Source organism: Halopelagius longus, assembly GCF_900100875.1.
Taxonomy (GTDB): Archaea; Halobacteriota; Halobacteria; order Halobacteriales; family Haloferacaceae; genus Halopelagius; species Halopelagius longus.
Genome location: NZ_FNKQ01000001.1, coordinates 436,340 through 461,832, shown reverse-complemented (window position 1 = coordinate 461,832; position 25,493 = coordinate 436,340). Strand labels below are relative to the sequence as shown.

Genomic DNA, 25,493 nt, shown 5'->3' with positions numbered 1-25,493 from the left:
TTTCAGTCCGCCCGCAGACCGACGGAGAACCGGTCCGCGTCCTCGTCCACGGCCGCCGTCGTCCGCGCCGAGACGCCGATAGTGAGGACCAAAGAGAGGAGCATCCCCCAGAGGGCGTAGTCCCACGTGAAGTACGTCGCGCCCAGCACCGTCGCCCCGGCGACGGTCACCTCGGGGAGGAAGACGTGCGCGAGGTAGAACGCCTGTCCGCCGACGATTCCGGCGTACATCCCCGCTCGCGTCGTGTTCGACCAGTAGAGCGCGACCATCACCGGGAGGGTGAGTTGGGCGAACCCGCCGAAGGCCGTGTCGCCCACCTCCACGAGCGTTCCCGGCCGAAAGAGGCTGGCGACGAACGTCAGCAGGGCGAACGCGGCGACGCCGCCGCGGGCGACCCACGCCTCCCGGTCGGCCGTCGCGTCGGGGGCGACGAACGGGCGGTACAGGTCGCGGGTGAGGTACGACGACCCCGAGAGCAGCATCGAGTCCGACGACGACATCATCGCCGCCATCGCGCCGGCGACGACGAGGGCCGCGAACCACGCGGGCGTGTACTCGTTCAGGAGGACGGGGACGACGTTCGCACCCTCGGGGACGGAGACGCCCAACCCGGCCGCCCACGACCCGAGCAGAAACGCCGGGACGAAGAGGAGGAGGACCAGTATCGGCCAGAGCGCGAACGACCGCTTCAGCACGCGGGCGTCCTTCGCCACGAAGAACCGCTGGTTTATCTGCGGGAACATGGTCACGCCGAAGGCGATGGTGACGGCGCTGGAAATCATCCACTGCGGCGAGTAGAGGCCGCCGCCGAGGGCGAGGAACTCCGGTTCGGTGGACGCCATCGACGCGGAGACGCTCCCGAGGCCGCCCGCCGCCGAGACGACCCAGACGACGGCCGCCCAGACGATAGAGAGCATGAAGACGCCCTGCAGGGTGTCCGTCCACGCGACGCCGCGGAGGCCCGCGAGGACGACGTACACTATCATGAACAGGGTGATGAGCGCCGCGCCCGCCCAGTAGGGAACCGCGCCGTTCGTCAGGCCGACGATGGCCTCGCCCGCGCCCATCTGCTGGAGCATCACGTACGGGAACAGCCAAAACAGGCTGACGCCGGCGACGAGTGCGCGGAGGCCCTTCGACCCGAAGCGGTCCCCGAGCATCTCGCCGAGGGTCACGTACCCCCGACTGCGGCCGATGAGCCACTGTCGGTAGCCGACGAGATACCAGAGGATGGCGAAGAGGACGCCGTCCATCAACCCCATCACGAGAATCCACTCCGGCCCGGCGGAGTACGCGAGGTTCGGCCCGCCGAAGAACGTGAAGGCCGAAAGCAGGGTCGCGAACGTCGTAAACAGGAGGACGACGGTGCCGAGCGACCGACTGGCGAGGTAGTAGTCCTCCGCGTCGCGACTCGTCAGGCGGTACGCGAGTGCGCCGACGGCCACGGAGACGACGAGGTAGGCGCCGACGACGCCGAGTTGGACCGGCAGGTCCGTCGCGGCCATCTCAACTCCCCTCCCCCGTCTCCGTCGCCATCAGTCTGTCCCACGCGCCCAGCGAGAACGCGTAGAACGCCGCCGAGGCGACGAGCATCCAGCCGATGTGCCACCACAACCAGAGCGGAAGTCCGGCCCACGTCGCCGCGTCGCGCCACATGAACCACGGGACGGCGAACACGACCAGCAGGGCGAACACTCCGTACCAGAGGTAGTCCGTCTTCGACTCCGTCATTGGAACCGATTCGTTACTCTTCCGACGTAAATATTGTCGTTCGGAGTTCGATTGCGTCTATCGAAGAAATATCTTCTTCGAAACGAGCGACCGGTGGCGCCGCACCGCCCACGGAGTATAAGCGAGCGTCGTCCGACAGTACGAACATGCAAACCGCCGTCCAACTGTACACCCTCCGTTCGCTGGACGCCCCCTTGCCGGAGATGGTCCGCCGCGTCGCCGAGGCGGGGTTCGACGGCGTGGAGTTCGCCGGCATCGGCGGGGACGAGAGCGCCGTCGCCGACGCGCTTTCCGACACCGGCCTCGCCGCCCCCTCGGCCCACGTCGGTATCGATGCCCTCGAATCGGACTCTCGGGGCGTCGCCGAGACGTACGACGCGTTGGGGGTCGACTCCCTCGTCGTCCCGTACCTCGACCCCGACCACTTCGCGGACGAAGACGCCGCCGAGGACACCGCCGACCGACTCGGCGCACTCGCCGGAACCGTCCCCGGCCTCGGTTACCACAACCACGAACACGAGTTCGTCGAACTCGACGGGGAGTACGCCCTCGAACGCGTCGTCACAGAGGCCGACGTGGAACTCGAACTCGACGTCGGGTGGGCGCACGCCGCCGGCGCGGACCCCGCTTCGCTCGTGGACCGACACGCCGACCGAATCGAGGTTCTCCACCTGAAGGACGTAGTCGAAGACGCCGACGCGCCGCGCGGCGGCCGTCCCGTGGACCTCGGGGCGGGCGACGTTCCCCTCGACGCCGTTCTCGACGCCGCGCGCGATGCGTCCGTCGAGTGGGTCGTCTTCGAACACGACGACCCCGACGACCCCCTCGAATCGCTCGAATCGGCGGACTCGTGGCTGGCGGAGCGCGGACTGTAACCGCCGGACCGACTCGTCCCGACCGACTCGACCCGACGCCGCCGGAACCGGTCGCCGGCGACGCTGCGACGACTCTCGAATCGGGCCGCCGGTACGATAGTTATTTGCCGACAGCGAACGAAATATAAGGGTGTCATCGGGCTTCCCATGACATCATTCACATCATCATTCCCCGAGAGGGGGGTTCATCAATGGACGATACAGCAAAATACCTCATTCACGCGGCCATCACCGCCGACGGCGTCGTCGAACGTTCGGACGTCGTCGGCGCCATCTTCGGGCAGACGGAGGGTCTGCTCGGGGACGAACTCGACCTCCGCGACCTCCAGCAGTCGTCGAAAGTCGGTCGGATAGACGTACAGATAGACAGCGAGAACGGGCAGTCGTTCGGGCGAGTCACGATAGCGACCAGCCTCGACAAGGTGGAGACGGCTATCCTCGCGGCGTCGCTCGAAACCATCACCCGCGTCGGCCCCTGCCAAGCGGACGCCAGAGTCACGGACATCGAGGACGTGCGCGAGGCGAAGCGACGCGAAGTGGTCGAACGCGCGAAGGAACTCCTCGCGGAGTCGTTCGACGACACCGTGATGACCTCCACGGAGATTTTAGAGGAGGTCAGAGAGAGCGTCCGCGTCGAGGACATCACCGAGTACGAGGGCCTCCCCGCCGGACCGCGCGTCGTCGACTCGGACGCCATAATCGTCGTCGAGGGGCGCGCGGACGTGCTGACGCTCCTGAAGTACGGCATCAAGAACGCCGTCGCCGTCGAGGGGACGAACGTCCCCGAAGACGTGGCGGAGTTGACGCAGGAGCGGACGGTCACCGCCTTCCTCGACGGCGACAGGGGCGGCGAACTCATCCTGCGGGAGTTGTCGCAGGTGGGCGACGTGGACTACGTCGCGTTCGCCCCGGAGGGGAAGTCCGTCGAGGACCTCCCTCGTCACGAGGTGATGTCCGTCCTCCGGAACAAGATAGCCTTCGAGATGCTTCCCGACGACGGGAACTTCCGGGACGCCGCGACCGACTCCGCGGCGGACGCCGGAGGTGGGGTGACGGACCCTCCGCAGGGGTCGCCGACGACTGAGTCGGCGACTCCCGCCCCCGAGACGGGGTCAGACGACAGCGAACGAGACGAAGAATCGGCCCCCGACGACGCCGCCGACGAAACGCCCGCCGAAGCGCCATCCGAGGACGGACCCCCCGCCGAGGGCGGCGGCGAAACGCCGGACGTGGCGGTGAACGTCGCCGACGCGGAGACGGGCGAGTCCGCCGCCCTGGTGGCGACCACCGCGAGGAACGCCTCGCCGGCCGACGTCGACGAGACGCGAAGCGTCTCGTCTGCCAACCGGAACGCGAAGCGTTCCGGTGACGCCGCAGACGCGGGTTCCGGAACCGCCCGGAACGGTGCGGCGACCACGGACGCGGCGGCGGCCGCGCCCGAGTCACCGTCAGATTCGTCCGGCGAGGGGGGCGAGGCGGCGGTCGAAGGCGACGAAGCGTCGCATCCGCCGTCCCTGCGCGACCACGTCCGGGCGGTCGTCGGCGACGCCTCCGGGACGGTCCGCCTCCTCGACGACGAACTGCGGACAGTCTCGGAAGCGCCCGCCGAAGACGCGTTCGACGCGGTCGAGAGCGCCGAGTCCGCGCCGTACGCCGTCGTCCTCGACGACGAACTCTCGCAACGCGTCCTCGACGTGGCCGCCCAACGCGGCGTCAGTCACGCCGTCGCCGCGTCCACCGGCGAGTTCGTGAAGCGACCGGTCGGCGTCCGGGTCCTCGCCGCGTCGGACCTGTTGGCCGTCGCCGAGTGAGGGCGTCCGCCGCCCCCGCCGGCCCGCGTCCGACGATTTCTCTCAGACGGTTCGCTCGTAGACGACGGCGTCGCCCGACTCGAAGAAGTCCCGACGCCGCCCGGCGACCTCGAAGCCGTGCGCCTCGTAGAGCGACCGGGCCGCCTCGTTGTCGGGCGCGACGGTGAGTGTGACCCGCGTGCCGGCCGGTCGCTCCCGGAGGTAGGCCGTCAGGAGTTCGGACGCGCGCCCCTCGCGGCGGTGGGCGGGGGCGACGACGAGTTCCGCGACGTGTCCCCCGTCGGCCGAATCGACCGCGAGGAGGTAGCCTACCGGTCGGTCCGCCGGTCCGTCGCCGTCGGTGGAGACGAGAAGCGTGCCCACCTCGTTACCCGCCGCGAGGAGCGACGGCGACGGCTCCGGGAGGTGCGACTGGAGGCGAGAGAGCGCGGCCCGGTCGGACGGGCGGGCCGGCCGGACGGGCATCAGACGAGTGCGGCGACGGCGACGACGGTGCTGACGAGTGCGCCGACGACGGTGGCCGCGAAGTTCACCGCCTCGTTGCCGATTCGGTCGCCCTCCACCGTCGCGCCGAGGAGGCTATCGACGGTCATGCCGACGACGCCGCCGAGGAGGACGACCAACGCGCCCGCGAACGTCACGTCCGAGAGGACGAAGTAGGCGAAGGCGGCGACGATGCCCGCGCCCGCGACGCCGGCGAGTTCCCCCTGCCACGTCACGCCGCCGTCGGTGCCGGGCGCGACGGTTTCGAACGTCGTGATGAGCCGAGGGTTGTCGTAGAGCCCGCCGATTTCCGACGAGAGCGTGTCGCTCATCGCCGCCGCCAGCGACCCGGCGAAGGCGTACTGGAAGACGTCCGCGCCGACGGGAAGCCACGGACTCGCGGCGAACAGGACGACGGCGACGAGGGCGACGGCGGCGTTGCCGAGGACGTTGCCGGTGCCGCGCGCCCCGTCGTTGTCTTCTGCGACGCCGCGGTCCTTCTTCGCGTCGTACTTGAACTTCGCCGAGAGGCCGCCGATAGCGAAGAAGGAGATGAGGACGACGAACCAGCCGAACCCGCCGAAGACGATGGTGAGGAGTCCGAGGAGGACGCCCGTCAGCATCCCCGCGACGGACGCGGTTCCCAAGGCGTACGAGACGTAGCCGAGGAAGACGGTGACGACCAAGGCGACGGCGATTTCGACCGGCGCGACGGTGTCGGCGAGGAAGTCGAACAGCCACAGCAGGAGTCCCGCAGAGAGCATCACGAGCGGGTCGTCCTGCTCGAAGAGCACTTCGCGGACCAACGCCGCGACGAGGGCGGCGGCGGCCGCGAGGAAGGCGAAGCGCGGGAGGAGAACCTCGCCGCCGACGTACGACGCGACGGCCGCCTGCGCGAGGATGCCCGCGAGGAACCCCCCGAAGACGAAACCTGCGGTGCCGAGGAACGGGTCGTCCGACGTCTCGGCGACGAGTTCCGCGCCGAGGTTGCCGTAGGCGAGGACGACGACGGCGGCGACGAACAGGTCCACCGGGAGGTCCATCACGGTGGAGAAGATGGCCAGTCCGGCCGCGGCGAGTGCGAACCCCGCGAGGCCGTTCAGCCGGCCGTCCTGTCGGTCTCCGGGCCGGGCGAACAGCTCGAACAGCGGACCGTCCGTGATGACGAACGCGGCCAAGAGCGCGACTGCCGCGAACGGCGCGAACGCCGCACCGTTCAGCGCCGGCGCCGCCAGAGCCAGCGTCCCCACCACGGCGAACCCACCCGCTCGCCGAAGCGTCGAATGCACACCGTTCGATATCTCCGACTCGCACTTAACGCTCCCGACATTGCCCGTCTCCGTCTGACGGTTCCGCGGGCGGGCCGAGGGTTCGCGCGAACCGGTGGGATTTACTCGCGCCGCCACGGAGGATTGGGCGTGGGACTGTACGACCGCTACCTCGCCCTCCGCCACAGACGCCACGAGTCCGACCCCCCGGAACACGTCGCGGTGGTCATCACCGAACGCGACCTGTTGGAACAGGGCGCGTACGACACGCTAGAGGAGTTCTTCGGCTGGGCGTTCGAGTACGGCGCAGAACAGGTCACCGTCTCGGTGAGCGTCCTCGACGAAGCCGTCGTGCCGACGCTCGAACGGGAACTCACCGAAGTGCAGAGTCCGCGAACGCTCGCCGTCCGCGGGCCGGACGACACGGAACGCGTCGATACGCCCGTGCAGGTGAGCATCGGCCTCGGCGGCAAACACGAGTTCGCGGAGGCCGTCCGCTCCATCGCCACGGAAGTCGAAGCGGGGAACGTCTCGCCCGACGACGTGGACGAACACCACGTCGAAGAGCGACTCGTCTTCCCCGACGAACCCGACTTGGTGCTGAAGACCGGCGCGGAACGGCTCTCGGATTTCATGATTTGGCAGTCCGTCTACTCGGAACTGTACTTCACCGACGTGAACTGGCGGGACTTCAGGAAGCGCGACTACCTGCGGGCGGTGTTGGACTACCAGAACCGACAGCGAAGGTTTGGCCGGTAGGCCAAACGTCGTCACGAGCGAAGCGAGCGACGGAAATTCGGTCGGTTGACTAGCTCGTCAGTCCGCGATTTCCTCGCCCTGACGCTCCAACTCCGCGGTGACCTGCTGCGCTCCCGTCGAGGACAGTTGCTCTCGGAGGCGGCCCGCGACGGTGCGCGCCTCGGCGAGTTCCGTCTCGGCGACGGCGCGGACGAGGGCCACCGCCCGTTCCGACCGGGTGCGCTGCCACGACTTCTCGCGGGACTCGTACGTCCGGAGGCCGCGGAGGAAGTCGGCCTTCGAGAACTCCGGCCAGTAGGGCGCACAGAAGTAGACGGCCGCTTCGTTGCCGTTCGCGTGCCACGGGAGGAAGTTCGAGGTGCGTTCGTCGCCGCCGGTGCGGATGATGAGGTCGACGTCGCGGGCGGGTTGGCGGTACAGTCGTCGGTCTATCTCCTCGACGCCGATGTCCTCGGGCGAGAGGTCGCCGCGTTCGACGGCGCGGCAGACGTCGCGGGCCGCCCCGAGAAGTTCCGCCCGCCCGCCGTACGCAAGGGCGATGTTCAACCGGAAGCCGTCGTACTCGCGGGTCCGGTCCTCCGCGTACTCGACGGCCTCCTGCAGTCTGTCGGGGAGGAGTTCGACCTCTCCGATGGCGGAGATTCGGACCTCGCCGTCGTGGACCCGGTCGGCGTCGGCGAACTCGTACAACTTCGACTCGATGAGGTCGAAGAGCGCTTCGAGCTGGTCCTCCGGGCGGTCGAAGTTCTCCGTCGAGAAGGTGTAGAGGGTGAGTTCCTCGACGCCGAGTTCGTCGCACCAGTTGAGGACCTGTTCGGTCGTCTTCACGCCCTCCCTGTGGCCTTCGGACACGTCGTCGCCGCTTTTGCGCGCGTACCGCCTGTTTCCGTCTTGGATGATGGCGACGTGGTCGGGGCCGTTCCCGACCTCCCGCCGGAGCATCTGCTCGTACGCGCTAGCGAATCGACGACGAGCCCACTGCAACATATACGACGTACATCCGCCGCAAACGGTATGTGTCTTTTCGTTCCCGTGAACTGTCGGCGCGGAAACTCGTCCGGCGAGACGACAGCCGGGGTTGGCGGAAACCGCCACCCGTTTATCCCGGGGCGACGAGTTTCGCCCATGACCGACGCCGTAGACGACGACCTCTACAAGCGCACGATGGCGCTCCTCGAACCGGGCGATATCGAACTCGTGGGCGCCATCGTCCACACGGACCTCGACGGACAGGAGGACTTGGAGATGCAGGAACTCACCGTCGACGCGAACGAAGTCATCGCGGCGCACGCCGGGAAGGGCGAGACGTACATCTACGCCGGCAACGACGACACGGACTTCGCCTCCAACCAGTTCCAAGGCCTGACGCTCGACGACGAGGAGTTCGTCTGGGAGTGCCAGCAACTGCTCCGGAACGGGACGTTCGACATCGTGTTCTACTACGAGGCCACCGCCGACCACGACGCCATCGTCGATGAACTCGAAGAGTTGGCCCACGTCGACCGCGTGACGCCCGTTCCCTGACCTCGGACGTACACGGTTAATCGGGCTGGATCGGGCGGTAGACGCCCCGAAACGTCACCTCCTTCGAGACGCTTATCCATCCAGAATACTGAAAGAGAGGTAATGAGTAGGGCCGACGCCGACGTCGAGGACCTGACGGAACTCGACCGCGCCATCGTCAACGCGTTTCAGGGCGGGTTCCCCGTGGTGGAACGTCCGTTCGAACCGGCCGCCGCGGCACTCCGGGAACGCGGCGTCGAGGTGACCGCCGACGAACTTCTCGAACGCGTCCGACGCCTCGACGAGTCGGGCGTCCTCACCCGGTTCGGCGCACTCGTCAACGCCGAGGAGATAGGGGGGACGGCGACGCTCGTCGCCATGCACGCCCCCGAGGACCGGTTCGACGAGGTGGTCGAGACGGTCAACGCCCACCGCGAAGTCGCGCACAACTACGAACGCGAACATCCGCACCTCAACGTCTGGTTCGTCGTCAGCGTCGCCGACGAGGAACGCGTCGAGGAGGTTCTCGCCGGGATAGAGGCGGAGACGGGGCAACCGACGTACAACCTGCCGAAGAAACGGGAGTTCCGCGTCGAGGCGAAGTTCATGCTCGACGGTCCCGTCCCCGACGGCGACGTTGACCTGTCGCACCTCGGCCCCGAGGTGGACCCCGAGTCGCGGCGGACGCTGACGCCCGCGGAACGCGACTTGGTGCTGGAGATTCAGGGCGGCCTCCCGATAACGGAGACGCCGTACGCCGACGTGGCCGCGGCCATCGACGCCGAGACGGAGTGGGTCGTCCGGACGATAAAGCGGTTCGAGACGGAGGGGAAGGTGCGCCGCGTCGGCGTCATCCCCAACCACTACGCCCTCGGCTACACGGAGAACGGCATGACCGTCTGGAACGTCCCGGACGAGGTGGTCGAGGAGGTGGGTCCCGCCGTCGCCGGACTCGACTTCGTGACCCACTGCTACCGGCGGCCCCGCCACGAGGGCGTCTGGCCGTACAACTTCTTCGCGATGACCCACGGTCGGAGCGAGGAGGAGAGCGAGGAGCGAATCGAACGGGTGCGCGAGGAGATGGAGACGTACTGGGACGTCGGCGACGACGACTGGGACACCCTGTTCTCGACGCGCATCCTGAAGAAGACCGGCATCCGCATGGACGAACGCGCGGAGGCGAACACCCAGTGAGACGACGCACGGAGGGAGACCACGAGTGATACCGCTGTACCACGACTTCGCGGGCGAGACGGTCCTCGTCTTCGGCGGCGGACGCGTCGGCGCGCGGAAGGCGCGTCGGTTCGCCGCCGAAGCGGAGGTTATCGTCGTCAGTCCCGACTTTGCGGACGACGATTTCGGCGGGGCCGAACGCGTCCGCGATGCTCCGGCGCCCGACGGTGTCGAGGAGTGGGTCGCCCGGACGGACCCCGCTCTCGTCGTCGCCGCGACGGACGACGAGGCGGTGAACGAGGCGGCCGAACGCGCCGCCCGGGGCCGCGGTGCGCTGGTCAACCGCGCCGACGAGAGTGGCGGCAGAGAGGCGGGAAGCGTCGTCGTCCCCGCGACGGCGACGGACGGCGACGTGACGGCGGCCATCTCCACCGGCGGCGCGAGTCCCGCCCTCGCGAAGTACCTCCGCGAACGGGTCGAGTCGGAACTCGACGGCGCGGGGGCGATAGCCGACCTGACCGCCGACCTGCGGACGGAACTGAAACGCGACGGCTACGCGCCGGAGAAGCGCCGAGAGGCCGTCCGAGCCGTCGTACGGTCGCCGAGCGTTTGGAAGGCTTTACGTACGGGGGAATCTAATCCCCGTCAAGAGGCAGACCGCGTGATACGTAACACGATGGGGGGTGACCGATGAGAGACGCCGGAGTGATAACTGGCGTCCGCGTCTCGCACGAGTCTGCGAGCATCGAGGAGATAGAGTCGGCGTCGACGGACGACGCCGAAACCGTCGTCGAGTGTCTCCTCTCGCGGGACGGCGTCGAGGAGGCGTTCGCCATCCAGACCTGCAACAGGGCGGAGGCGTACGTCGTCACCGACGCCGTGGCGGTCGGACGCCGCGCCCTCGACGACTTCGCGCCCGACGTCCGCGACGGCTCCGTCGTCGAGATGGACCACGAGCAGAGCCTGCGGCACCTCATGCGGGTCGCCGCCGGACTCGAATCGCTCGTCCTCGGCGAGGACCAGATACTCGGCCAACTCAAGCGCGCCGCCGAGTCGGCGCGGGAGGCCGGGGCGGTCGGACCGGTCCTCGACGACGCCCTGACGAAGGCGGTTCACGTCGGCGAACGCGCCCGGACGGAGACGCGCATCAACGAGGGGGCCGTCTCCCTCGGGTCGGCGGCGGTCAAACTCGCGGCGTCCGAGGTGGACGTCGCGGGAGCCACCGCGTTGGTCGTCGGCGCGGGCGAGATGGGCCGCCTCGCCGCCGAGGCGTTGGCCGCCGCGGACGTCGAGGAAGTCGTCGTGGCGAACCGGACGCTCTCGAACGCCGAACATCTCGCGGAGTTGGTGGACAGTCCCGCCCGCGCCGTCCCGTTGGACGACGTGGACGAGGCCGTCGCGGAGGCCGAGGTGGTCATCACCGCCACCGGGAGTCCGACGTACGTCATCTCGGAACCCGAGGTTGCCGGGGCGGGCGAGACGATGCTCATCGACATCGCCCAACCCCGCGACGTGGACCCCGCCGCAGGCGAGGCGTCCGGCGTCGTCGTCCGCGACATCGACGCCCTCGAAGCGGTGACCGACGAGACGCGGGCGCTCCGCGAGGAGGCGGCGCGCCGCGTCGAGGCGATGATAGACGACGAGTTCGACCGCCTGCTCGACTCCTACAAGCGAAAGCGCGCCGACGAGGCCATCGGCGCGATGTACGAGTCCGCCGAACGCGTCAAGGAGCGAGAGGTCCAGACCGCCCTCTCGAAACTGGAGTCGCAGGGCACTCTCACGCCGGAGCAACGCGAGACGGTGGCGTCGATGGCGGACGCCCTCGTCGGACAGTTGCTCTCCGCGCCGACGAAGAGTCTCCGCGACGCCGCCGCCGAGGACGACTGGTCCACCATCCAGACCGCCATGCGACTGTTCAACCCCGACTTCGAGGGCGAGATGCCCCACTTCTCGGGGGACGACGGCGAGTCGGGGGAGTCCTCCGAGGGACGCCCCGACGGGATGCCCGCCGACGTGAACCCGAGTCCCGACGACGACATCCCCCAGCGCGTCCTCGAAAGCCTGTCGGACGACTGACGGGGAGAAACGTTATCCCGAATCCGTTCGACATTTCCTCACATGGCCGACCTGCTCAGCGACGACGAGATTCAGCGAAAGCTCCCGAAGGGGTGGGACCGCGAGGGAGACGAGATAACGAAGACGTACGAGTTCGACGACTACCTGAAGGGAATCGAGTTCGTCACCCGCGTCGGCGAGGTGGCCGAAGAGGAGTTTCACCACCCCGAGATTCGCGTCGGGTACAAGGAGGTCGAAGTCCGCCTGACGAGTCACGAGGAGGGCGGCATCACCGACCAGGACATCCGTCTGGCCGGTCTGTTCGACGACGAGGTGTAGTCCCGTGCGCGCGGCGTACGTCTTCAAGGTGCGGTTCGGCCTCGAAACGCTCCCGGGCGTCGAAACCGACCCGCGAGCGTTCGACGCCACCGTCGAACTCGAGGCGGACCCGCCGGGCGAGGGCGATTGGCTGTTCTTCCGGGACGCGCTTTGGCGCGGCGAGGTCAACGACGAGCGATACGCCCGCGAACTCGCCGAGGAGTGGCTTTCGGTCCCCGTCGAGTCCGTCTCGTTCCGGGAACTGCGGACCGACGGGGAGTACCTCGACGCGTTGAAAGCGGAGATAGCCGACAACCTCGACCTGTTCAACTCCGAGGCGGTAGACGAGACGCTGACGAAGTATTTCGGCAGTTCCATCCACGTCAGGCCCTGACCGGCCGGAACCGGGGGCGTTCTCGGTCGCGCGAATCGGCGCAACACACTTATCTCGTCGCCGCTTATCGCTTCGTCCATGATTGCCGACGCGTACGACTTCTGGCTGTTCGACCTCGACGGGACGGTCGTCGACGTCGAGTGGTCGTACACCCGCGAGACGTTCGACCGGGTCGGCGACCGGTTGGGCCGGGAGTTCACCGACCGCGAGGCCGAAATCCTCTGGCACGGCCTCGGCGGCGCGCGCGACCCGCAACTCCGCGAGTGGGGTCTCGACCCCGAGGCGTTCTGGGACGCCTTCCACGCCGTCGAAGACCCGCAGGCCCGCGCGGAGGCGACGTTCCTCCACGACGACGCCGCGGCATTGGTGGCCGACCTCCGGTCCCGGGACGTGCCGGTCGGGGTGGTGACGCACTGCCAGCAGTTCCTCACGGACCCCGTGGTGGACCACCTCGACATCCGCGAGTGGTTCGACACCATCGTCTGCTGTACGGCCGACCTCGGGTGGAAACCCGACCCCGCGCCCGTCCGCCACGCCATCGAGCGGTTGGGTCTCGACCCCGACGACGCGGGGGCGGGCGTCCTCGCCGGCGACGGCGCGAGCGATATCGGCGCGGCGTGGAACGCCGGCCTCCACGGCATCCACGTCGAACGGCACCCGCCGGAACGACGCGGCCGGTGCGTGTTAGCCGACTACCGCGTCGAGTCGTTCGCCGACCTCGACGGCCCCGCCGTCGCCGCAGACGGCGGCGAACGTACTGACGGGTTCTGAACCCCTTCGGAATCGAGTTCCGACGGCGGCAAACGAGTAAAGAGTCGCAGACGGGGACGGCGTCCGACCCGGTCAGGCGCGGTCGTATCCGGCGAGCGAATCGAACACGTCGTCGGCGTCCCGAACCGCGCGTTCGAGTTCGCGGACGCCCGCTTTCTCCGCCCTGTCGGGGTTCACCCGGACGCGAACCGTCTCCGTCCCGACGGGGACGAACCCCAAATCGAGCGACTCGGCCGTCTGCCGCAGGCCGAGTCCCGCGTCGGCTTTCCCGTCGACGACGGCGCGGGCGGGACTCTCGTAGGCCTTCGTGCCGAGTTCGTACCCGTCGATGGCGTCCGTCAGTTCGGTGCTCGTCGTCTCGCGGTCGGTCGCCAACTCGGCCACCGCCTCGTCGAGACTCGCGCGGAGTCCGGAGTTCGTATCGCGGTTGACGAACCGCAGGTCCTCGTCCGCCAGGTCGGCGAGGCCGGTCACGTCGTCGGGGTTCCCCGGCGGGACGACGAGACCCCACTCGCGCGTCCACTCGCCGAGTTCGGCCGCCTCCACCTCGCGGTCGCTCGGTCCGGCGACCACCGCCGCGTCGGGCACGCCGCCGCGGAGGCGTCTGCGACCGTCTCGGCTTCCGACGGCGAGGTACCGGGGCCGTTCGAGTCTGTCCAGCAAACGCGAGAGGGCGGGGTCGTCCTCGCCGACGCCGAACATCGTGGGTTCGCGTACGTCCGGCGAGAACAGGCGCACCTCGACCGATTCGCCCTCGGCGAGGTACTCCGTGTCCGGGTGGACCTCCACCACGCCGTCGGCTTCGACCAAGGAGGTGGTCGCGCCGCTTCCTTTGTCCACGGGGTACACCAGCGTCTCGCCCGTCTCGTCCTCGACTAACCCGACCGGCATCAGGCGGAGTCGCCCCTCGCCGTAGCGTTCGCGGACGGCCATCGACCCTTCGACGGTCGCGGTTCGGGGTTCGGGGAGGCCGGCGGCGCGGCGGACGGCGGGCGCGACGAACGTCTGGAAGATGGTGAGCGCCGAGACCGGATAGCCCGGCAGGCCGACGTACGCCGAGTCACCGACGCGGCCGACGAGCATCGGCTTGCCCGGTTTGACCGCGACGCCGTGAAGCAGGAGTTCGCCGCGTTCCTCGATGACGCGGTAGATGACGTCCACCGCGGAGGCCGACGTCGAACCCGACGAGAGTACCAAGTCGCACTCTTCGGCCGCCTCCACGAGGATTCGCTCCATCTCCTCGTAGTCGTCGCCGGCGTGGGGGTAGAGGCGCGCCTCGCCGCCCGCCTCCTCGACGGCCGCGGCGGTGGTGTAACTGTTCACGTCGTAGATTTGCCCCGCTTCGCTCCGCAACTCCTCGCCCGGACGGACGAGTTCGTCGCCGGTGGAGACGATGCCGACGACCGGTCGCCCGCGGACGGGCACCTCGTCGATACCGAGCGCAGAGAGGAGGCCGATTTCGCGGGGCGTGATGCGGGTACCCGGCCCCAACGCTCGGGCACCGGCGGCCACGTCCGCGCCCGCGAGCATCACGCTGTCGCCCGGCGCGACCGCTTTCCGGACGACGACCTGTCCGTCGCGTTCCTCCGTGCGTTCGACGACGACGACGGCGTCCGCGCCGGGCGGCATCACCGCGCCGGTCGAAATCTCGGCCGCCTCCCCCTCGCCGACGGTCACGTCGGGTTCGCTTCCGGCGTGGACCGACCCCGCGAGGTCCAACGTCACGGGGTCGGCCTCGTCCGCGCCGAAGGTGTCCCGGCCGCGGACGGCGTACCCGTCCATGCTCGCGCGGTCGAACCCCGGCACGTCCAACTCGGCGTCGATTCGCTCCGCGAGGACTCTCCCGCGGGCCTCCGCGAGGGGGACCGTCTCCGGGTCGGGTTCGAGGTCCAACGAGGCGATGGCCTCGTGGGCCTCCTCCGGCGGTGCGAGGTCACGGAACTCCTTGCGTTCACTCACGCCGACCACTCCCAGTCTTCGACGGCGACCGTCTCGCCCTCGGCGTACCCCTCGCGGTCCTCGGGGACGACGACCCACCCGTCGGCGAGGGCGACCGAGGAGAGGACGCCCGACCCAGACGCGCGAGTGGGGGTAGCAACCCGTTCTCCGTCGTCCGAATCGAGGCGGACGCGCGCGAACGTTCTGACGCCGGGTTCGCTCGGAATCTTGCGTTCCAGGCGGGCTTCGACCGTCGGGAACGGCGAGTCGGGCAGGTGGCCGACGCGCTTCACGAGGGGCCTGAGGAACTGCACGGCGTTGACGATGCAGGCGACGGGGTAGCCCGGGAGCATCACGACGGGCGTCTCCTCGACGACGCCGAGGGCGACCGGGTGGCCGGGTTTGAGGGCGACGCCGTGGACGAGTACCTCGCCGAGTTCGTCGACGACTTCGGGCACCAAGTCGCGTTCGCCGACGGACGACCCGCCGGTGGTGACGACGATATCCTTCGTCAGGTCGCGTTGAATCGCCGCCCGGAGGGCCGCCTCCTCGTCGGTGACGACGTTCCGGTAGGTGGGGACGCCGCCCCACCGGTCCACCAGTCGGGTGACCGTCAACCCGTTCGTCTCGACTATCTCGCCGGGGCCGGGGTCCTCCTGAACGAGTTCCTCGCCCGTCGGAATCACGCCGACGGTCGGCCGTTCGTAGACGGACACCTCGTCGACGCCGACCGATTTGAGGAGGCCGAGGTCCGAGGGCCGGAGCCTGTGACCCGCGTCGAACAGGTGTTGCCCCTCCGAAACGTCCTCGCCGACCGGGCCGACGTTCTCGCTCTCGGTGACGGCGTCGAACACTTCGAGTTCGCCCCCGACCGCCTCCGTCTCCTCTATCATCACGACGGCGTCCGCACCCGGCGGGAGTTCGCTCCCGGTGTGGACCCTGACGGCCTCGCCGGGGGCGACCTCCCCGCCGGTGTCCGCGTCTTCGGCCCCGACGCGGAGAATCTCGGGCGACCGACCCGACGCGCCGAACGTATCCCGCGCGCGGACCGCCCACCCGTCCATCGCCGCCCGGTCGTACCCGGGGACGGGCCGCGGCGACGTTACCGGTTCCGCCACCGCCCGCCCGTCGGCGGGACCGAGGGGGAGTCGTTCCGTCCGTTCGTGGGGCGTCGCCGCCGAGAGAAGCGTCTCTCTGGCGGCGGCGACCCGCGTCCGGTCTTTGAACCCGGCGGCGCGTCGGTCCGCGCCGGGGTCGTCGGAATCGGAGTCCGCTGCGTCCATGGTAGACCGTTGCGCGCCCGGAACCAAAAAGGGGCGTAGCGCCGGGCGGTGCGCGCCGCCGAAAAAGGCCTTACGGCCCGAATCGACAGCCGCGACCGGGGGGTTTTAGCCCGAGGCACCCTTACGTCGGCGTATGTCTGCACTGCGGGACGCGCTTCAGGAACTCCCCGACGCGGTGTTCGCCGACCTGCTAGAGTCCGAAGACGCGTACCTGATCGTGTTGGACCTCCCCGGCGTCACGGCCGAGACGGCCGACATCGGCGTCGATAGCGGCCGTCTCACCATCGAGGCTCGGCGGGAGAAGCGCCTGCCGGCGGAGTTCCAGTACGTCCGCGAGGACCGGTCGCTGTTCCTCGACGCCGAACTCCCCCTCCCGCCGGACGCCACCGGCGCGGGGGCGGACGCGGAGATGGAACGCGGCGTCCTCACGATTCGCCTCCCCAAGCGCACCGCCGCGCCCGAACGGAGCATCCCGATCACCACAGACGAGGACGGAGCCTGACGCCGCGGTGAGGTGGTGACGCTGGTCAACATCCGCGCGTACTGGCGGTTCCTCGTCGTCGTCTACCAGTTCTCCCCGCTGATAGTCGCCTACGCGAGAGACCGCCGTCGGTTCTTCCTGTTCGGCGGGTCCCGGAGCGTCAGCCCCGACATGCGGGTGCGTCGGGCGGGGATTCTGCTCGACTCGCTTCTGACGCTCGGGCCGACGTTCATCAAACTCGGCCAACTGCTCTCGACGCGCCCGGACATCCTCCCGCCGGAGTACATCGAGGTGCTGTCGAGCCTTCAGGACGACGTGCCGCCGGCCCCGTGGGAGGAGTCGAGTCAGGTCTTGGAGGCGGAACTCGGCCCCGTCTCGGAGGCGTTCGACGAGTTCGACCCCGACCCGATAAGCGGCGCGAGTCTCGGGCAGGTGTACACCGCGGAGTACGAGGGCGACCCCGTGGCGGTGAAGGTTCGCCGCCCCGGCATCGAGAAACTCGTGGAGGCGGACCTCCGGGTCGTCCGGTGGTCGCTCCCGGTCGTCAGGCGCTTCATCGGGGAGGGTCGGGCGTTCTCCCTCGAAAATCTCGCCGACGAGTTCGCAAAGACCATCAGACAGGAGATGGACTACGGCCGCGAACGGCGCATCCTCGAACAGATTCGGTCGAACTTCGAGGGCGACGACGCCATCCGCATCCCCGCGCCCGTCCCGGAACGCTCCGGACCGCGCGTCCTCACGATGGAGTACCTCCCGGGGACGAAGATAAACGACGTGGCGGCCCTCGACGAGATGGGTCTCGACCGGACGCAACTGGCGACGACGCTCCAACGCGTCTACCTGCAGATGATAATCGACGACGGCGTCTTCCACGCCGACCCCCACCCCGGGAATCTGGCGGTGGACGACGAGGGGCGCATCATCTTCTACGACTTCGGCATGTCCGGAGAGGTCGAACCGTTCATCCAAGACAAGATAGTGGATTTCTACGTCTCCATCGCCAATCAGGACATCGACGGCATCTTGGACGCCCTCATCGAGATGGGGACGCTCTCGCCGGAGGCCGACCGGCAGGTGATGGGCGACGTGATGGAACTCGCCATCGCCGACGCCCGCGGCGAGGACATCGAGCAGTACCGCGTCCAACAGATAATCGAGCAGGTGGAATCGACCATCTACGAGTTCCCCCTGCGCCTGCCGCGCAATCTCGCCTTGGTCCTCCGCGTCGCCACCGTCGTCGAGGGCGTCTGCGTCACGTTGGACTCCGACTTCGACTTCATCGCGGTGGCGACGGCGTACCTCCGCGAGGAGGGGTACTACGAGGAGACGGCCAGAGAACTCGCCAAAGACGCGGGCAGGCAAGTCCAACGAACCTCGCAAGCGCTGTTTACCGTCCCGCCGAAACTCGACCGGACGCTGGACCGACTCGAACGGGAGAACCTCAGCGTCAACATCCGCGTCGAGGACAAAAACGGCGTCTTCGACCGACTCGCGCGCCGCATCGCCTACAGCATCCTCCTCGCCGTCGGCGCGCTCTCGACGTCGATTCTGTACGCGTTCGACCAGACGAGCGTCCTCCCCGCCGCCGTCGCCGCCCTGCTCACGATTCCCGTCGCCGTCCTCCTGTACCGGTCGTTCCGGTCGAAGCGGGGGGTTCGCGCGACGCCGCAGTTCACCCGCCAGAACCTCCGCGAACGCCGCGAGGAGTGAGGTCGGTATCAAACCTGAGTCTCGGGAGGATGCGTTTATACGGGAGGAGTTTCCATACGCAGGGTATGACTCGCTGGCGGGCCGTGCTAGCCGGGTTCGCGCTAGCGGCGTGTAGCGAAGCGCTCGTCTTCGCGCTCACGGGTCGCGTGACGCTCGTGGGGGGACTCGCCGGAAGCGCGGTCGCCGGATACGTCGTCGGCCCCGAATCCTCCGACGGGGCGTGGCACGGCCTCCTCTCCTCTCTGGCGTGGGGGACGCTCCTCATCCCCGGACTCGTCGTCCTCGCGGTGACCGGCGACGGGACGCTCCCGTTCCCCTACGAGTATCTCGCTCCGTTCTTCACCACGCCCGGCGCGGCGTCGACCGGAATCCTCCTCTCCGTGACGCTTCCGAACGCCGTCGCGGGGACGTTCGGCAGTTTCGTCCGCCGGCACCGCGAGGACCGGTTCGACGGCGGCGGCCCGACGACGGACGCCCGCGTGACGACCGACGGCGGAACGGAGGGTAACGTCGGGTGGTTGGGGTCGGACCCGAACGAGGAGACGTGACGACCCCGTCGAACTGCGCTTCTCGCGGAGCCGTCAGCGACCGCTCATCGCCCGTATTCGTTCAGGAGCGTCGCGACGGAGACGCCGACGAGGACGAGTGCCCCGAGGATGATTGCGGCGTCGAGTTCTCCGCGGACCCCGGCGCCAACCCGCGGGCGAACGACGATGTCGGCGGCGGCGACTGCGATTAACAGGAGTGCGCTGGCGTTGGAACCGTATTCGTCTATAGCGCGTGAGAACATCGTTCGGATGCGCACATAGGAACGGTATTCGAAAAGTGTAGAGTTCTGTCACGAAAACCGTCCGAAAATCCGCGTGCCGACTACGCGGCGTCGTACTCGTCGTAGTCGTCGTCGCGGGCGATGTCGTACAGGCGGAAGCCGAGTTGCGCCATCGCCTTGTCGGCTTTCAGTCGGCCGAGGTGTTCGCTGACGGCGGCGGCGTCGAAGTCCACGGTATCGTCGACCGGCACCGAGAGGTCGTCCGCGGAGACGCCGTTCTCCAACGCGTCCAACAGGACGGCGTACGCCGTGATGCGCGAGGAGAGTCGTTCCACGTCGTCTCGGTCGCCGGGCGGCGACAGTTCGGCCTCCAGTTTTCGTTCGGCGGCGAGGGCTTCGCGGGGGTCGATTCCGAGTTCGGACGCCGCGGCGCACACCTCCGGGACGTCGATGTCGAGGCGGCGGCCCACGGCGCGGACCGCACCCAAGGCGGCGGAGAACGCGCCGTGTCGCTCCACCGCGTCCTCCCCGACGCCGCGGAGGAGCGACCGAGCGAGCTCCGTCCCCGCGGGGACCGAGAGTCGCCTGACGACCGTCTCGACGGGGTCCGCGGAGGCAGAGGGGGATGTGGACGCTCGCATACCCCCAATCTGCCGGCCGAGTATGTATAGGCTCGGATACAGTTATCGTTCGAGAGAACTGTGCGGACCGCAATCGGTCGATCCGGCCGACCCGAACCGCGGTACGGGGAGAGCTGTCTCCCGGGTGTCACGCGTCGCTACCGTCCCATCGCGGCGTTTCCAAACCGTTTATACCCACAACCCGATAACGCGGAGATATGGCGAAAGAGCAGAAGCAGGTCCGCGAACTGCAGGAAGGAAGTTACGTGATGATGGACGACTCCCCCTGTAAGATAAACGCCTACAGCACCGCAAAGCCCGGGAAGCACGGCAGCGCGAAGGCCCGCATCGAGGGCAAGGGCGTCTTCGACAACCGGAAGCGGTCGCTCTCCCAACCGGTCGACGCGAAGGTGTGGGTCCCCATCATCGAGCGGAAGCAGGGACAGGTCGTCTCCGTCACCGACGACGACGCTCAGATTATGGACCTCGAGACGTACGAGACGTTCACGATGCGCATCCCCGAGGACGAGGAGCTCTCGCCCGAAGACGAGATTGAGTACCTCGAGTACGAGGGACAGCGGAAGATCGTATAATCGAGATGTTCCCCGGGGCGACCGCATCGCGTGACGACGCCGCGTACGTCGTCGTGGGCGCCCCGCTGGATATCTCGACGTCGTTTCGCCCGGGGGCCCGATTCGGCCCCGAGAGAATCCGGCGGTTCGCCCGGACGTTCGACGACTACGACCGGCGAACCGACCTGCGCTTTTCCGACCTCGGAGTACACGACGAGGGCGACGTCCACCCGTGGGACGACGCCGAGGCGTACGTCGAGTGGGTGAGCGGCACGCTCACGGACGTGGTGTGGGACGACGCCGTCCCCCTCCTTCTCGGCGGCGAGCACACCGTCACCACGGCGGGCGTCGACGCCGTCGAACCGGACGTGTTCGTCTGCCTCGACGCGCACCTCGACCTCAGACGCGAGTACGACGGCAACGAGTGGAGTCACGCCACGCTCACGCGCCGCGTCCTCGACGAACTCGGCGCGGAGGAGGCGGTGATCGTCGGCGCTCGAACCGGGTCGGAAGCGGAGTGGGACCGCGCCGAAGACGACGACGTGACCGTCGTTCCGCCGGAGGAGGCGGCCTCGTGGGAACCCGGCGACCGGTTCGACGGCCGGTCGGTCTACCTGAGCGTCGATATCGACGCCGCGGACCCCGCGTTCGCGCCGGGAACGGGGACGCCCGAACCGTTCGGCCTCGAACCCCGCGAGATGCGCGATATCGTCCGCGCCGTCGCCCCGCACGCCGGCGGCTTCGACGTCGTGGAGGTCAACGACAGAGACGACGGACAGGCGGCGTCGCTCTCGGGGAAACTACTCCGCGAGTTCGTCTTCTCGCACGCCGCCGCGCGGTCGGAGCGGTAGTCTGATCTCCGGGCCCGCTACTCCGAACCGGGTACCGGGTGGAGAACGCCGTACCAGAGTCGGTAGAGAATCGTCCCCACGAGGCCGCCGGTACCGAACCCCTGTTGGAACCCGTCGCTCGGGAACAGTCGCCGCTGGATCAACGCCCAGCAGAGGGAGTACGCGACTCCTCGATACTTGTTCGACCGCATCTGCCCCCAGTCCCGGTCGAACGCCGAGTGGTAGGCGAGTTGGTAGAGCGTGCCGACGAGTATCCCCTTTGCCGAGAGCGAGGGCAGGTCGTCGTACTCCTCGCGTCGATTCAGAACGTTTCGACTGTACGTTTGGGTGACGAGCGCGGCGACCGAGATGAGGAACTCGGCGACCGCCCGTCGGCGGGATACCATACGTACTCCTGTGTCTGTCAACCTATATACATTTCTGTGGAGGCGGGACAGGACTTCGAAAGGGGGAAGGAAACGAGCGTCGGCCCTCGCGCGTCACCTTCCGGTGACGCGTCGGACGAGGCGTCGTGCCTTGCTGGTGATGCGACGCTTGTACCGTCGCGGCAGTCGTCGCCAGATGAGGAATGCTTTGCTGAACTTACCCATTGTGGACACCCGCGGCCGTGGCCGCGGAACTCGTTTCGACCCGTTCGGAGCGAACGGGGTCGGTAGTAGTCCGGGGACGTACAAAGGCGTCGTGGCCGTCCGCGCGGCGGACCTCCGGGCCGAATCGGGAGGATACAAGCGTCGGGAGGCCGACCGACGCGACATGGACCTCTCGGACGTCGTTGCCCGCTACGACGAGGAACTGAACACAGAGGAGTTCGCGGACGTGGACGCAAGCGCCAACGGACTGCAGGTCGGCCCCGCGGAGGGGTCGGTCGAGCGCGTCGCCTTCGCCGTGGACGCCGCCGAGGCGACCATCGAGGCGGCCGTCGAGGCGGACGCGGATCTCCTCGTGACGCACCACGGCCTCGTCTGGGGCGGCCTCGACCGGGTGACCGGCCGCGCGTACGAGCGAATCGAACCGCTGGTCGAGAACGACCTCGCCCTCTACGTCTCACATCTGCCCCTCGACGGCCACCAGACGCACGGCAACGCCGCGGGGGTCGCAGACCACCTCGGACTCGAAGCGCGAGAGCCGTTCGGGTCGCTCGGGCCGGTCGAAATCGGACAGGCGGGTCGAGCGTCGAACTCGTACACGGTCGAGGGACTCCGCGACGAACTCGACGCCCTCGATAACGACGGAAATCCGACGCGGGTGTTCGACTTCGGCCCCGAGGAGGTGACCGACGTGGCGATAGTCACCGGGTCGGGCGTCGATTGGTTGGACGAGGCCGTCGAAGCGGGCGCGGACGCGTTCGTCACCGGCGAGGGGAAACAGAAGGTGTACCACGAGGCCAAGGAGGCCGGAATCAACGTCTTCCTCGCGGGCCACTACGCGACGGAGACGTTCGGCGTCCGGAGCCTCGCCGCCCTCGCGGACGAGTGGGGACTGGAGACGACGTACGTCGACCACCCGACCGGTCTCTGAGAATCGGACGCTCCTTTTTCGCTCGGCCCGGCATCGTCGCGTTCAAATCCGGCCGCCGCGCAAGCGTACGCATGAGCGACGACGACCACGAGTACCAGCCACCGAACCGCGAGGAGTTCGCGGAGAACCCCATCGGTCACGCCCGCGTCGAGGCGGGGATGACCGTCGGCGAACTCGCCGCGGAGTACGGCAAGGCGGGCATCGGAGCGGCGAACGTCAACCGCGCCGTCGACACGTACGCCGAGATGCTGGCCCGCGACGACGTGACGAACTTCTTCGGCCTCGCGGGCGCGATGGTGCCGACGGGGATGCGCCAGATAGTCGTGGACCTCATCCGCGACGGCCACATCGACGCCCTCGTGACGACGGGCGCGAACCTCACCCACGACGCCATCGAGGCCGTCGGCGGCAAGCACCACCACGGCCGCGCGGAACCGCACGACCCCCACCCTTCCAACGAGGACGCCGAACCGACGGGCGAGACGACGCGAGACCACGACGAACACCTCCGCGACGAGGAGGTAGACCGCATCTACAACGTCTACCTGCCGCAGGAGTACTTCGCGCTGTTCGAGGGGCACCTCCGCGAGAACGTCTTCCCGAACGTCGAACGCACGGTGTCGATTCAGGAGTTCACCGCCGAACTCGGGCGGGCGAACCTCGAACGCAATCGGGAGGAGGGAATCGAGGAGGACGCCGGCGTCGCCGCCGCGGCCTACGAGAACGACGTGCCCATCTACTGCCCGGCGATTCAGGACTCCGTGCTGGGGATTCAGGCGTGGATATACTCTCAAACGTCGGAGTTCACGCTCGACGCCCTGAAGGACATGACGCACCTCTCGGATCTCGCGTTCGAGGCGGAGAAGGCGGGCGCGATGGTCGTCGGCGGGGGCGTCCCCAAGAACTACGTCCTCCAGACGATGCTGACCATCCCCGACGCCTACGACTACGCCGTCCAACTCACGATGGACCCCGACCACACCGGCGGCCTCTCCGGCGCGACGCTGGACGAGGCCCGGTCGTGGGGGAAACTGGAGAAGTCCGCGAAGAACGTCACCGTCGTCGGCGACGCGACGGTCACGCTCCCGTTGGTCGCCGCCGGCGCGCGCGAACGCGCCGAGGAACTGGAGTTCTGAGCGGACAGCGGGGCCGGAAGCGTCGGACGCGGTCAGTTAGAGCGGGTCCGTCTCGGCGACGTACTCCGCGAGCGTCTCCAACGCCGCCGGATCGTACTCTTCTGCGACGTGTTCGACGTTCCACAGCCCCGAGGCTCGTATCTCCGCGTTCGGGCTGTGTTTCCCGAGCCAGTCGGCCGACCGGGCGTCCGCGACGGGGCCGCCGTAGTTGCTGACGAGGGCGATGACGTTCCGCTCGATTCGCGCCCGGTCGCTCTCGGCGGCGGGCGCGTCCGGAACGTCGACCCAGAGGAACGGCTGGTTCCGGAGGTAGACGCTCACCCACCGCTCCAGCGGGTACTCCTCGTCGCGAACCTCGCCCCGCGGTCGGTCGGCGGGGATCCGGGACGTTCCCCAATCGGGGTACGCGTCCGCGAGCCCGTGGCGTTCGACGAGCGCCTCGCCGACGCGCAGTCGGTACACCGATCCGCGGTGGTTTCCGCCGTGCGGGTGCGCCGAACTGCCGTCTCCCGTCCCGTAGTGCTGTTTGAGGCGGTCCCAGAGGGTCGTCTTGCTCCCTTCGCTGACGGCGTGCGTTCCGACGCGCGTCAGTCGGAGTTGCCCCGACGACGCCCGCGTCTCGCCCGGCGCGAAGAAGAAGTAGACGCCGCGGTCGGGCCAGTTCATGCGCCCGTGACAGTCTGCCAACCGCCGCGGACCGCCGACTCTCGCGGCGAGGTCGTCGAAGATGTCGTACAGGCGGTCGAGGTCGGCGAGTCGCGCAGTCTCGGTCACTACTCTGCGGTGCCGCGTCCCCCTATTTAACGGTTCGTTCGAGGCGGCGGGGTTCCGACTTCCGACAGATATAGCAACTCGCGGCGTCCTACCGTCGAGTAATGAGTCTCCTCCGCGACCGCCTCCTCGGCCTCTCCGTCGTCACCCTCCTGCTGTCGGGGACGCTTCTGGCAGTCGTCCTCGGGTACGGCGCGTTGGTCCTCGGGTCGGCGTTCGTCACGGGCGCGTCGGTCGTCGGCGCGGCCTTCGAACTCGCCGTCCCGTGGGTTCCGCTCGCTGGCGTCGCCCTCCTCGGTGCGGTCTTCGGAAGCGTCGGCTTCGTGTACGCGCTCGCCCGGCGCGCGTCGGTTCCGCGCGGCGGGCGCGTCCAACGCCTCGCGGAGTTCGCCGAACGGACGTACCCGCCGCTTCGAAAACTCGGCCTCTCGGAGGCGGTGTCCGAACCGGAGCCGTCCCCCGAGGAGAAGGCGCAGGACGCCTTGGAGGACCTGAAACGGCGGTACGTCGCGGGCGAGATAGACGAACGGGAGTTCGAACGGCGGGTCGACAGACTCGTCGCGAACGACTCGGTGGACGACGCGCGGGCGGAGCGGGAACGGCGCGAGACGCTCCGCGAAGGGCGGTACTGACGCCGCGACTGTCGGGAGTAGTCGTCGCCGTTCGAGCCGGAGCAACCGGCAGAACGGTGACCCTGACGTAT

General features: G+C 68.5%; 29 protein-coding genes. 18 read left to right on the top strand and 11 right to left on the bottom strand.

The features are described 5' to 3' along the window. Nucleotides 1–2 precede the first annotated feature (2 nt). Nucleotides 3–1,505 carry a sodium:solute symporter family protein gene (locus BLS11_RS02360; RefSeq protein ID WP_092532345.1) on the bottom strand — a complete coding sequence of 501 codons (1,503 nt, stop codon included), beginning with the start codon at nt 1,503–1,505 and terminating at the stop codon, nt 3–5. A 1-nt stretch (nt 1,506) separates the two neighbouring features. Continuing rightward, nucleotides 1,507–1,731 carry a DUF3311 domain-containing protein gene (locus BLS11_RS02355; RefSeq protein WP_092532342.1) on the bottom strand — a complete coding sequence of 75 codons (225 nt, stop codon included), beginning with the start codon at nt 1,729–1,731 and terminating at the stop codon, nt 1,507–1,509. 146 nt (nt 1,732–1,877) lie between these two features. Here BLS11_RS02355 and BLS11_RS02350 point away from each other — a divergent pair, with 146 nt between their 5' ends. Beyond that, complete coding sequence (locus tag BLS11_RS02350; protein ID WP_092532339.1) at nt 1,878–2,606, top strand: sugar phosphate isomerase/epimerase family protein; 729 nt, start codon at nt 1,878–1,880, stop codon at nt 2,604–2,606. Between the two features lie 191 nt (nt 2,607–2,797). Then, nucleotides 2,798–4,417, top strand: coding sequence for a DNA primase DnaG (gene dnaG / locus BLS11_RS02345; protein WP_092532336.1), 1,620 nt, complete (start codon nt 2,798–2,800; stop codon nt 4,415–4,417). A gap of 42 nt (nt 4,418–4,459) precedes the next feature. Here the strand turns inward: dnaG and BLS11_RS02340 are convergent, their stop codons facing one another. Together BLS11_RS02340 and BLS11_RS02335 are read right to left on the bottom strand one after the other, a co-directional pair. After that, on the bottom strand, nt 4,460–4,882 hold the full coding sequence (locus BLS11_RS02340) for a GNAT family N-acetyltransferase (protein ID WP_092532333.1): 423 nt from the start codon (nt 4,880–4,882) through the stop codon (nt 4,460–4,462). Continuing rightward, nucleotides 4,882–6,189 (bottom strand): DUF92 domain-containing protein, encoded by a 1,308-nt coding sequence (locus BLS11_RS02335; RefSeq protein WP_092532330.1) that lies wholly within the window; start codon nt 6,187–6,189, stop codon nt 4,882–4,884. The genes BLS11_RS02340 and BLS11_RS02335 overlap by 1 nt, the downstream gene beginning before the upstream one ends. 129 nt (nt 6,190–6,318) lie before the next feature. On the opposite strand from BLS11_RS02335, the gene BLS11_RS02330 reads away from it, so the two are divergent. Beyond that, nucleotides 6,319–6,927 carry an undecaprenyl diphosphate synthase family protein gene (locus BLS11_RS02330; protein ID WP_092532327.1) on the top strand — a complete coding sequence of 203 codons (609 nt, stop codon included), beginning with the start codon at nt 6,319–6,321 and terminating at the stop codon, nt 6,925–6,927. 57 nt (nt 6,928–6,984) lie between these two features. Here the strand turns inward: BLS11_RS02330 and uppS are convergent, their stop codons facing one another. Continuing rightward, entirely contained in the window at nt 6,985–7,914 is a 930-nt protein-coding gene (uppS, locus tag BLS11_RS02325) for a polyprenyl diphosphate synthase (protein ID WP_092532324.1), read from the bottom strand. A 138-nt stretch (nt 7,915–8,052) separates the two neighbouring features. Between uppS and BLS11_RS02320 the strand changes: the two genes are divergently transcribed. The 7 genes from BLS11_RS02320 to BLS11_RS02290 all read left to right on the top strand — a co-directional run bounded on the left by BLS11_RS02320 (nt 8,053) and on the right by BLS11_RS02290 (nt 13,141). After that, entirely contained in the window at nt 8,053–8,451 is a 399-nt protein-coding gene (locus tag BLS11_RS02320) for a DUF5778 family protein (protein WP_092532321.1), read from the top strand. Nucleotides 8,452–8,553: 102 nt separating this feature from the next. Continuing rightward, entirely contained in the window at nt 8,554–9,624 is a 1,071-nt protein-coding gene (gene ahbB, locus BLS11_RS02315; protein WP_092532318.1) for a siroheme decarboxylase subunit beta, read from the top strand. Nucleotides 9,625–9,649: 25 nt separating this feature from the next. After that, the gene (locus BLS11_RS02310; protein ID WP_092532315.1) at nt 9,650–10,297 is read left to right on the top strand and encodes a precorrin-2 dehydrogenase/sirohydrochlorin ferrochelatase family protein; all 648 of its coding nucleotides are present in this window, start codon (nt 9,650–9,652) and stop codon (nt 10,295–10,297) included. After that, the gene (gene hemA, locus BLS11_RS02305) at nt 10,294–11,679 is read left to right on the top strand and encodes a glutamyl-tRNA reductase (protein ID WP_092532312.1); all 1,386 of its coding nucleotides are present in this window, start codon (nt 10,294–10,296) and stop codon (nt 11,677–11,679) included. The genes BLS11_RS02310 and hemA overlap by 4 nt, the downstream gene beginning before the upstream one ends. 42 nt (nt 11,680–11,721) lie before the next feature. Further along, nucleotides 11,722–11,997, top strand: a complete 276-nt coding sequence (locus tag BLS11_RS02300; protein WP_092532309.1) for a 4a-hydroxytetrahydrobiopterin dehydratase — start codon at nt 11,722–11,724, stop codon at nt 11,995–11,997. A 4-nt stretch (nt 11,998–12,001) separates the two neighbouring features. Next, nucleotides 12,002–12,370 carry an LWR-salt protein gene (gene lwrS, locus BLS11_RS02295; RefSeq protein WP_092532306.1) on the top strand — a complete coding sequence of 123 codons (369 nt, stop codon included), beginning with the start codon at nt 12,002–12,004 and terminating at the stop codon, nt 12,368–12,370. A 78-nt stretch (nt 12,371–12,448) separates the two neighbouring features. Next, nucleotides 12,449–13,141, top strand: coding sequence for an HAD family hydrolase (locus BLS11_RS02290; protein ID WP_092532303.1), 693 nt, complete (start codon nt 12,449–12,451; stop codon nt 13,139–13,141). A gap of 72 nt (nt 13,142–13,213) precedes the next feature. On the opposite strand, the gene BLS11_RS02285 is transcribed toward BLS11_RS02290, so the two are convergent. Further along, nucleotides 13,214–15,109, bottom strand: coding sequence for a molybdopterin biosynthesis protein (locus BLS11_RS02285; protein WP_092532300.1), 1,896 nt, complete (start codon nt 15,107–15,109; stop codon nt 13,214–13,216). Beyond that, on the bottom strand, nt 15,097–16,362 hold the full coding sequence (locus BLS11_RS02280) for a molybdopterin molybdotransferase MoeA (protein WP_092532298.1): 1,266 nt from the start codon (nt 16,360–16,362) through the stop codon (nt 15,097–15,099). The genes BLS11_RS02285 and BLS11_RS02280 overlap by 13 nt, the downstream gene beginning before the upstream one ends. A gap of 133 nt (nt 16,363–16,495) precedes the next feature. Between BLS11_RS02280 and BLS11_RS02275 the strand changes: the two genes are divergently transcribed. From BLS11_RS02275 to BLS11_RS02265, 3 genes are all read left to right on the top strand, one after another. Then, nucleotides 16,496–16,864 (top strand): Hsp20/alpha crystallin family protein, encoded by a 369-nt coding sequence (locus BLS11_RS02275; protein WP_092532295.1) that lies wholly within the window; start codon nt 16,496–16,498, stop codon nt 16,862–16,864. Nucleotides 16,865–16,876: 12 nt separating this feature from the next. Continuing rightward, entirely contained in the window at nt 16,877–18,553 is a 1,677-nt protein-coding gene (locus tag BLS11_RS02270; protein ID WP_092532292.1) for an ABC1 kinase family protein, read from the top strand. Between the two features lie 65 nt (nt 18,554–18,618). Continuing rightward, nucleotides 18,619–19,101 (top strand): DUF5518 domain-containing protein, encoded by a 483-nt coding sequence (locus BLS11_RS02265; RefSeq protein WP_175454357.1) that lies wholly within the window; start codon nt 18,619–18,621, stop codon nt 19,099–19,101. 44 nt (nt 19,102–19,145) lie between these two features. On the opposite strand, the gene BLS11_RS02260 is transcribed toward BLS11_RS02265, so the two are convergent. Continuing rightward, on the bottom strand, nt 19,146–19,343 hold the full coding sequence (locus tag BLS11_RS02260; protein WP_092532289.1) for a hypothetical protein: 198 nt from the start codon (nt 19,341–19,343) through the stop codon (nt 19,146–19,148). Nucleotides 19,344–19,423: 80 nt separating this feature from the next. Beyond that, nucleotides 19,424–19,963, bottom strand: coding sequence for a hypothetical protein (locus BLS11_RS02255; RefSeq protein ID WP_092532286.1), 540 nt, complete (start codon nt 19,961–19,963; stop codon nt 19,424–19,426). Between the two features lie 197 nt (nt 19,964–20,160). Here BLS11_RS02255 and BLS11_RS02250 point away from each other — a divergent pair, with 197 nt between their 5' ends. Beyond that, nucleotides 20,161–20,535, top strand: coding sequence for a translation initiation factor IF-5A (locus tag BLS11_RS02250; RefSeq protein ID WP_092532283.1), 375 nt, complete (start codon nt 20,161–20,163; stop codon nt 20,533–20,535). A gap of 5 nt (nt 20,536–20,540) precedes the next feature. Continuing rightward, a complete protein-coding gene (gene speB / locus BLS11_RS02245) occupies nt 20,541–21,365 on the top strand; it encodes an agmatinase (RefSeq protein ID WP_092532280.1) in 825 nt (274 codons plus the stop codon). Between the two features lie 17 nt (nt 21,366–21,382). Here speB and BLS11_RS02240 read toward each other — a convergent pair whose 3' ends face one another. Next, entirely contained in the window at nt 21,383–21,751 is a 369-nt protein-coding gene (locus BLS11_RS02240) for a DUF8097 family protein (protein ID WP_092532277.1), read from the bottom strand. A 367-nt stretch (nt 21,752–22,118) separates the two neighbouring features. On the opposite strand from BLS11_RS02240, the gene BLS11_RS02235 reads away from it, so the two are divergent. Together BLS11_RS02235 and BLS11_RS02230 are read left to right on the top strand one after the other, a co-directional pair. Beyond that, a complete protein-coding gene (locus BLS11_RS02235) occupies nt 22,119–22,883 on the top strand; it encodes a Nif3-like dinuclear metal center hexameric protein (protein WP_092534435.1) in 765 nt (254 codons plus the stop codon). Nucleotides 22,884–22,954: 71 nt separating this feature from the next. Beyond that, nucleotides 22,955–24,019, top strand: coding sequence for a deoxyhypusine synthase (locus BLS11_RS02230; RefSeq protein ID WP_092532274.1), 1,065 nt, complete (start codon nt 22,955–22,957; stop codon nt 24,017–24,019). Between the two features lie 36 nt (nt 24,020–24,055). On the opposite strand, the gene BLS11_RS02225 is transcribed toward BLS11_RS02230, so the two are convergent. Further along, nucleotides 24,056–24,793, bottom strand: coding sequence for a GIY-YIG domain-containing protein (locus tag BLS11_RS02225; RefSeq protein WP_092532271.1), 738 nt, complete (start codon nt 24,791–24,793; stop codon nt 24,056–24,058). A 101-nt stretch (nt 24,794–24,894) separates the two neighbouring features. Between BLS11_RS02225 and BLS11_RS02220 the strand changes: the two genes are divergently transcribed. Further along, entirely contained in the window at nt 24,895–25,422 is a 528-nt protein-coding gene (locus BLS11_RS02220) for an SHOCT domain-containing protein (RefSeq protein WP_092532268.1), read from the top strand. Nucleotides 25,423–25,493: the final 71 nt, after the last annotated feature.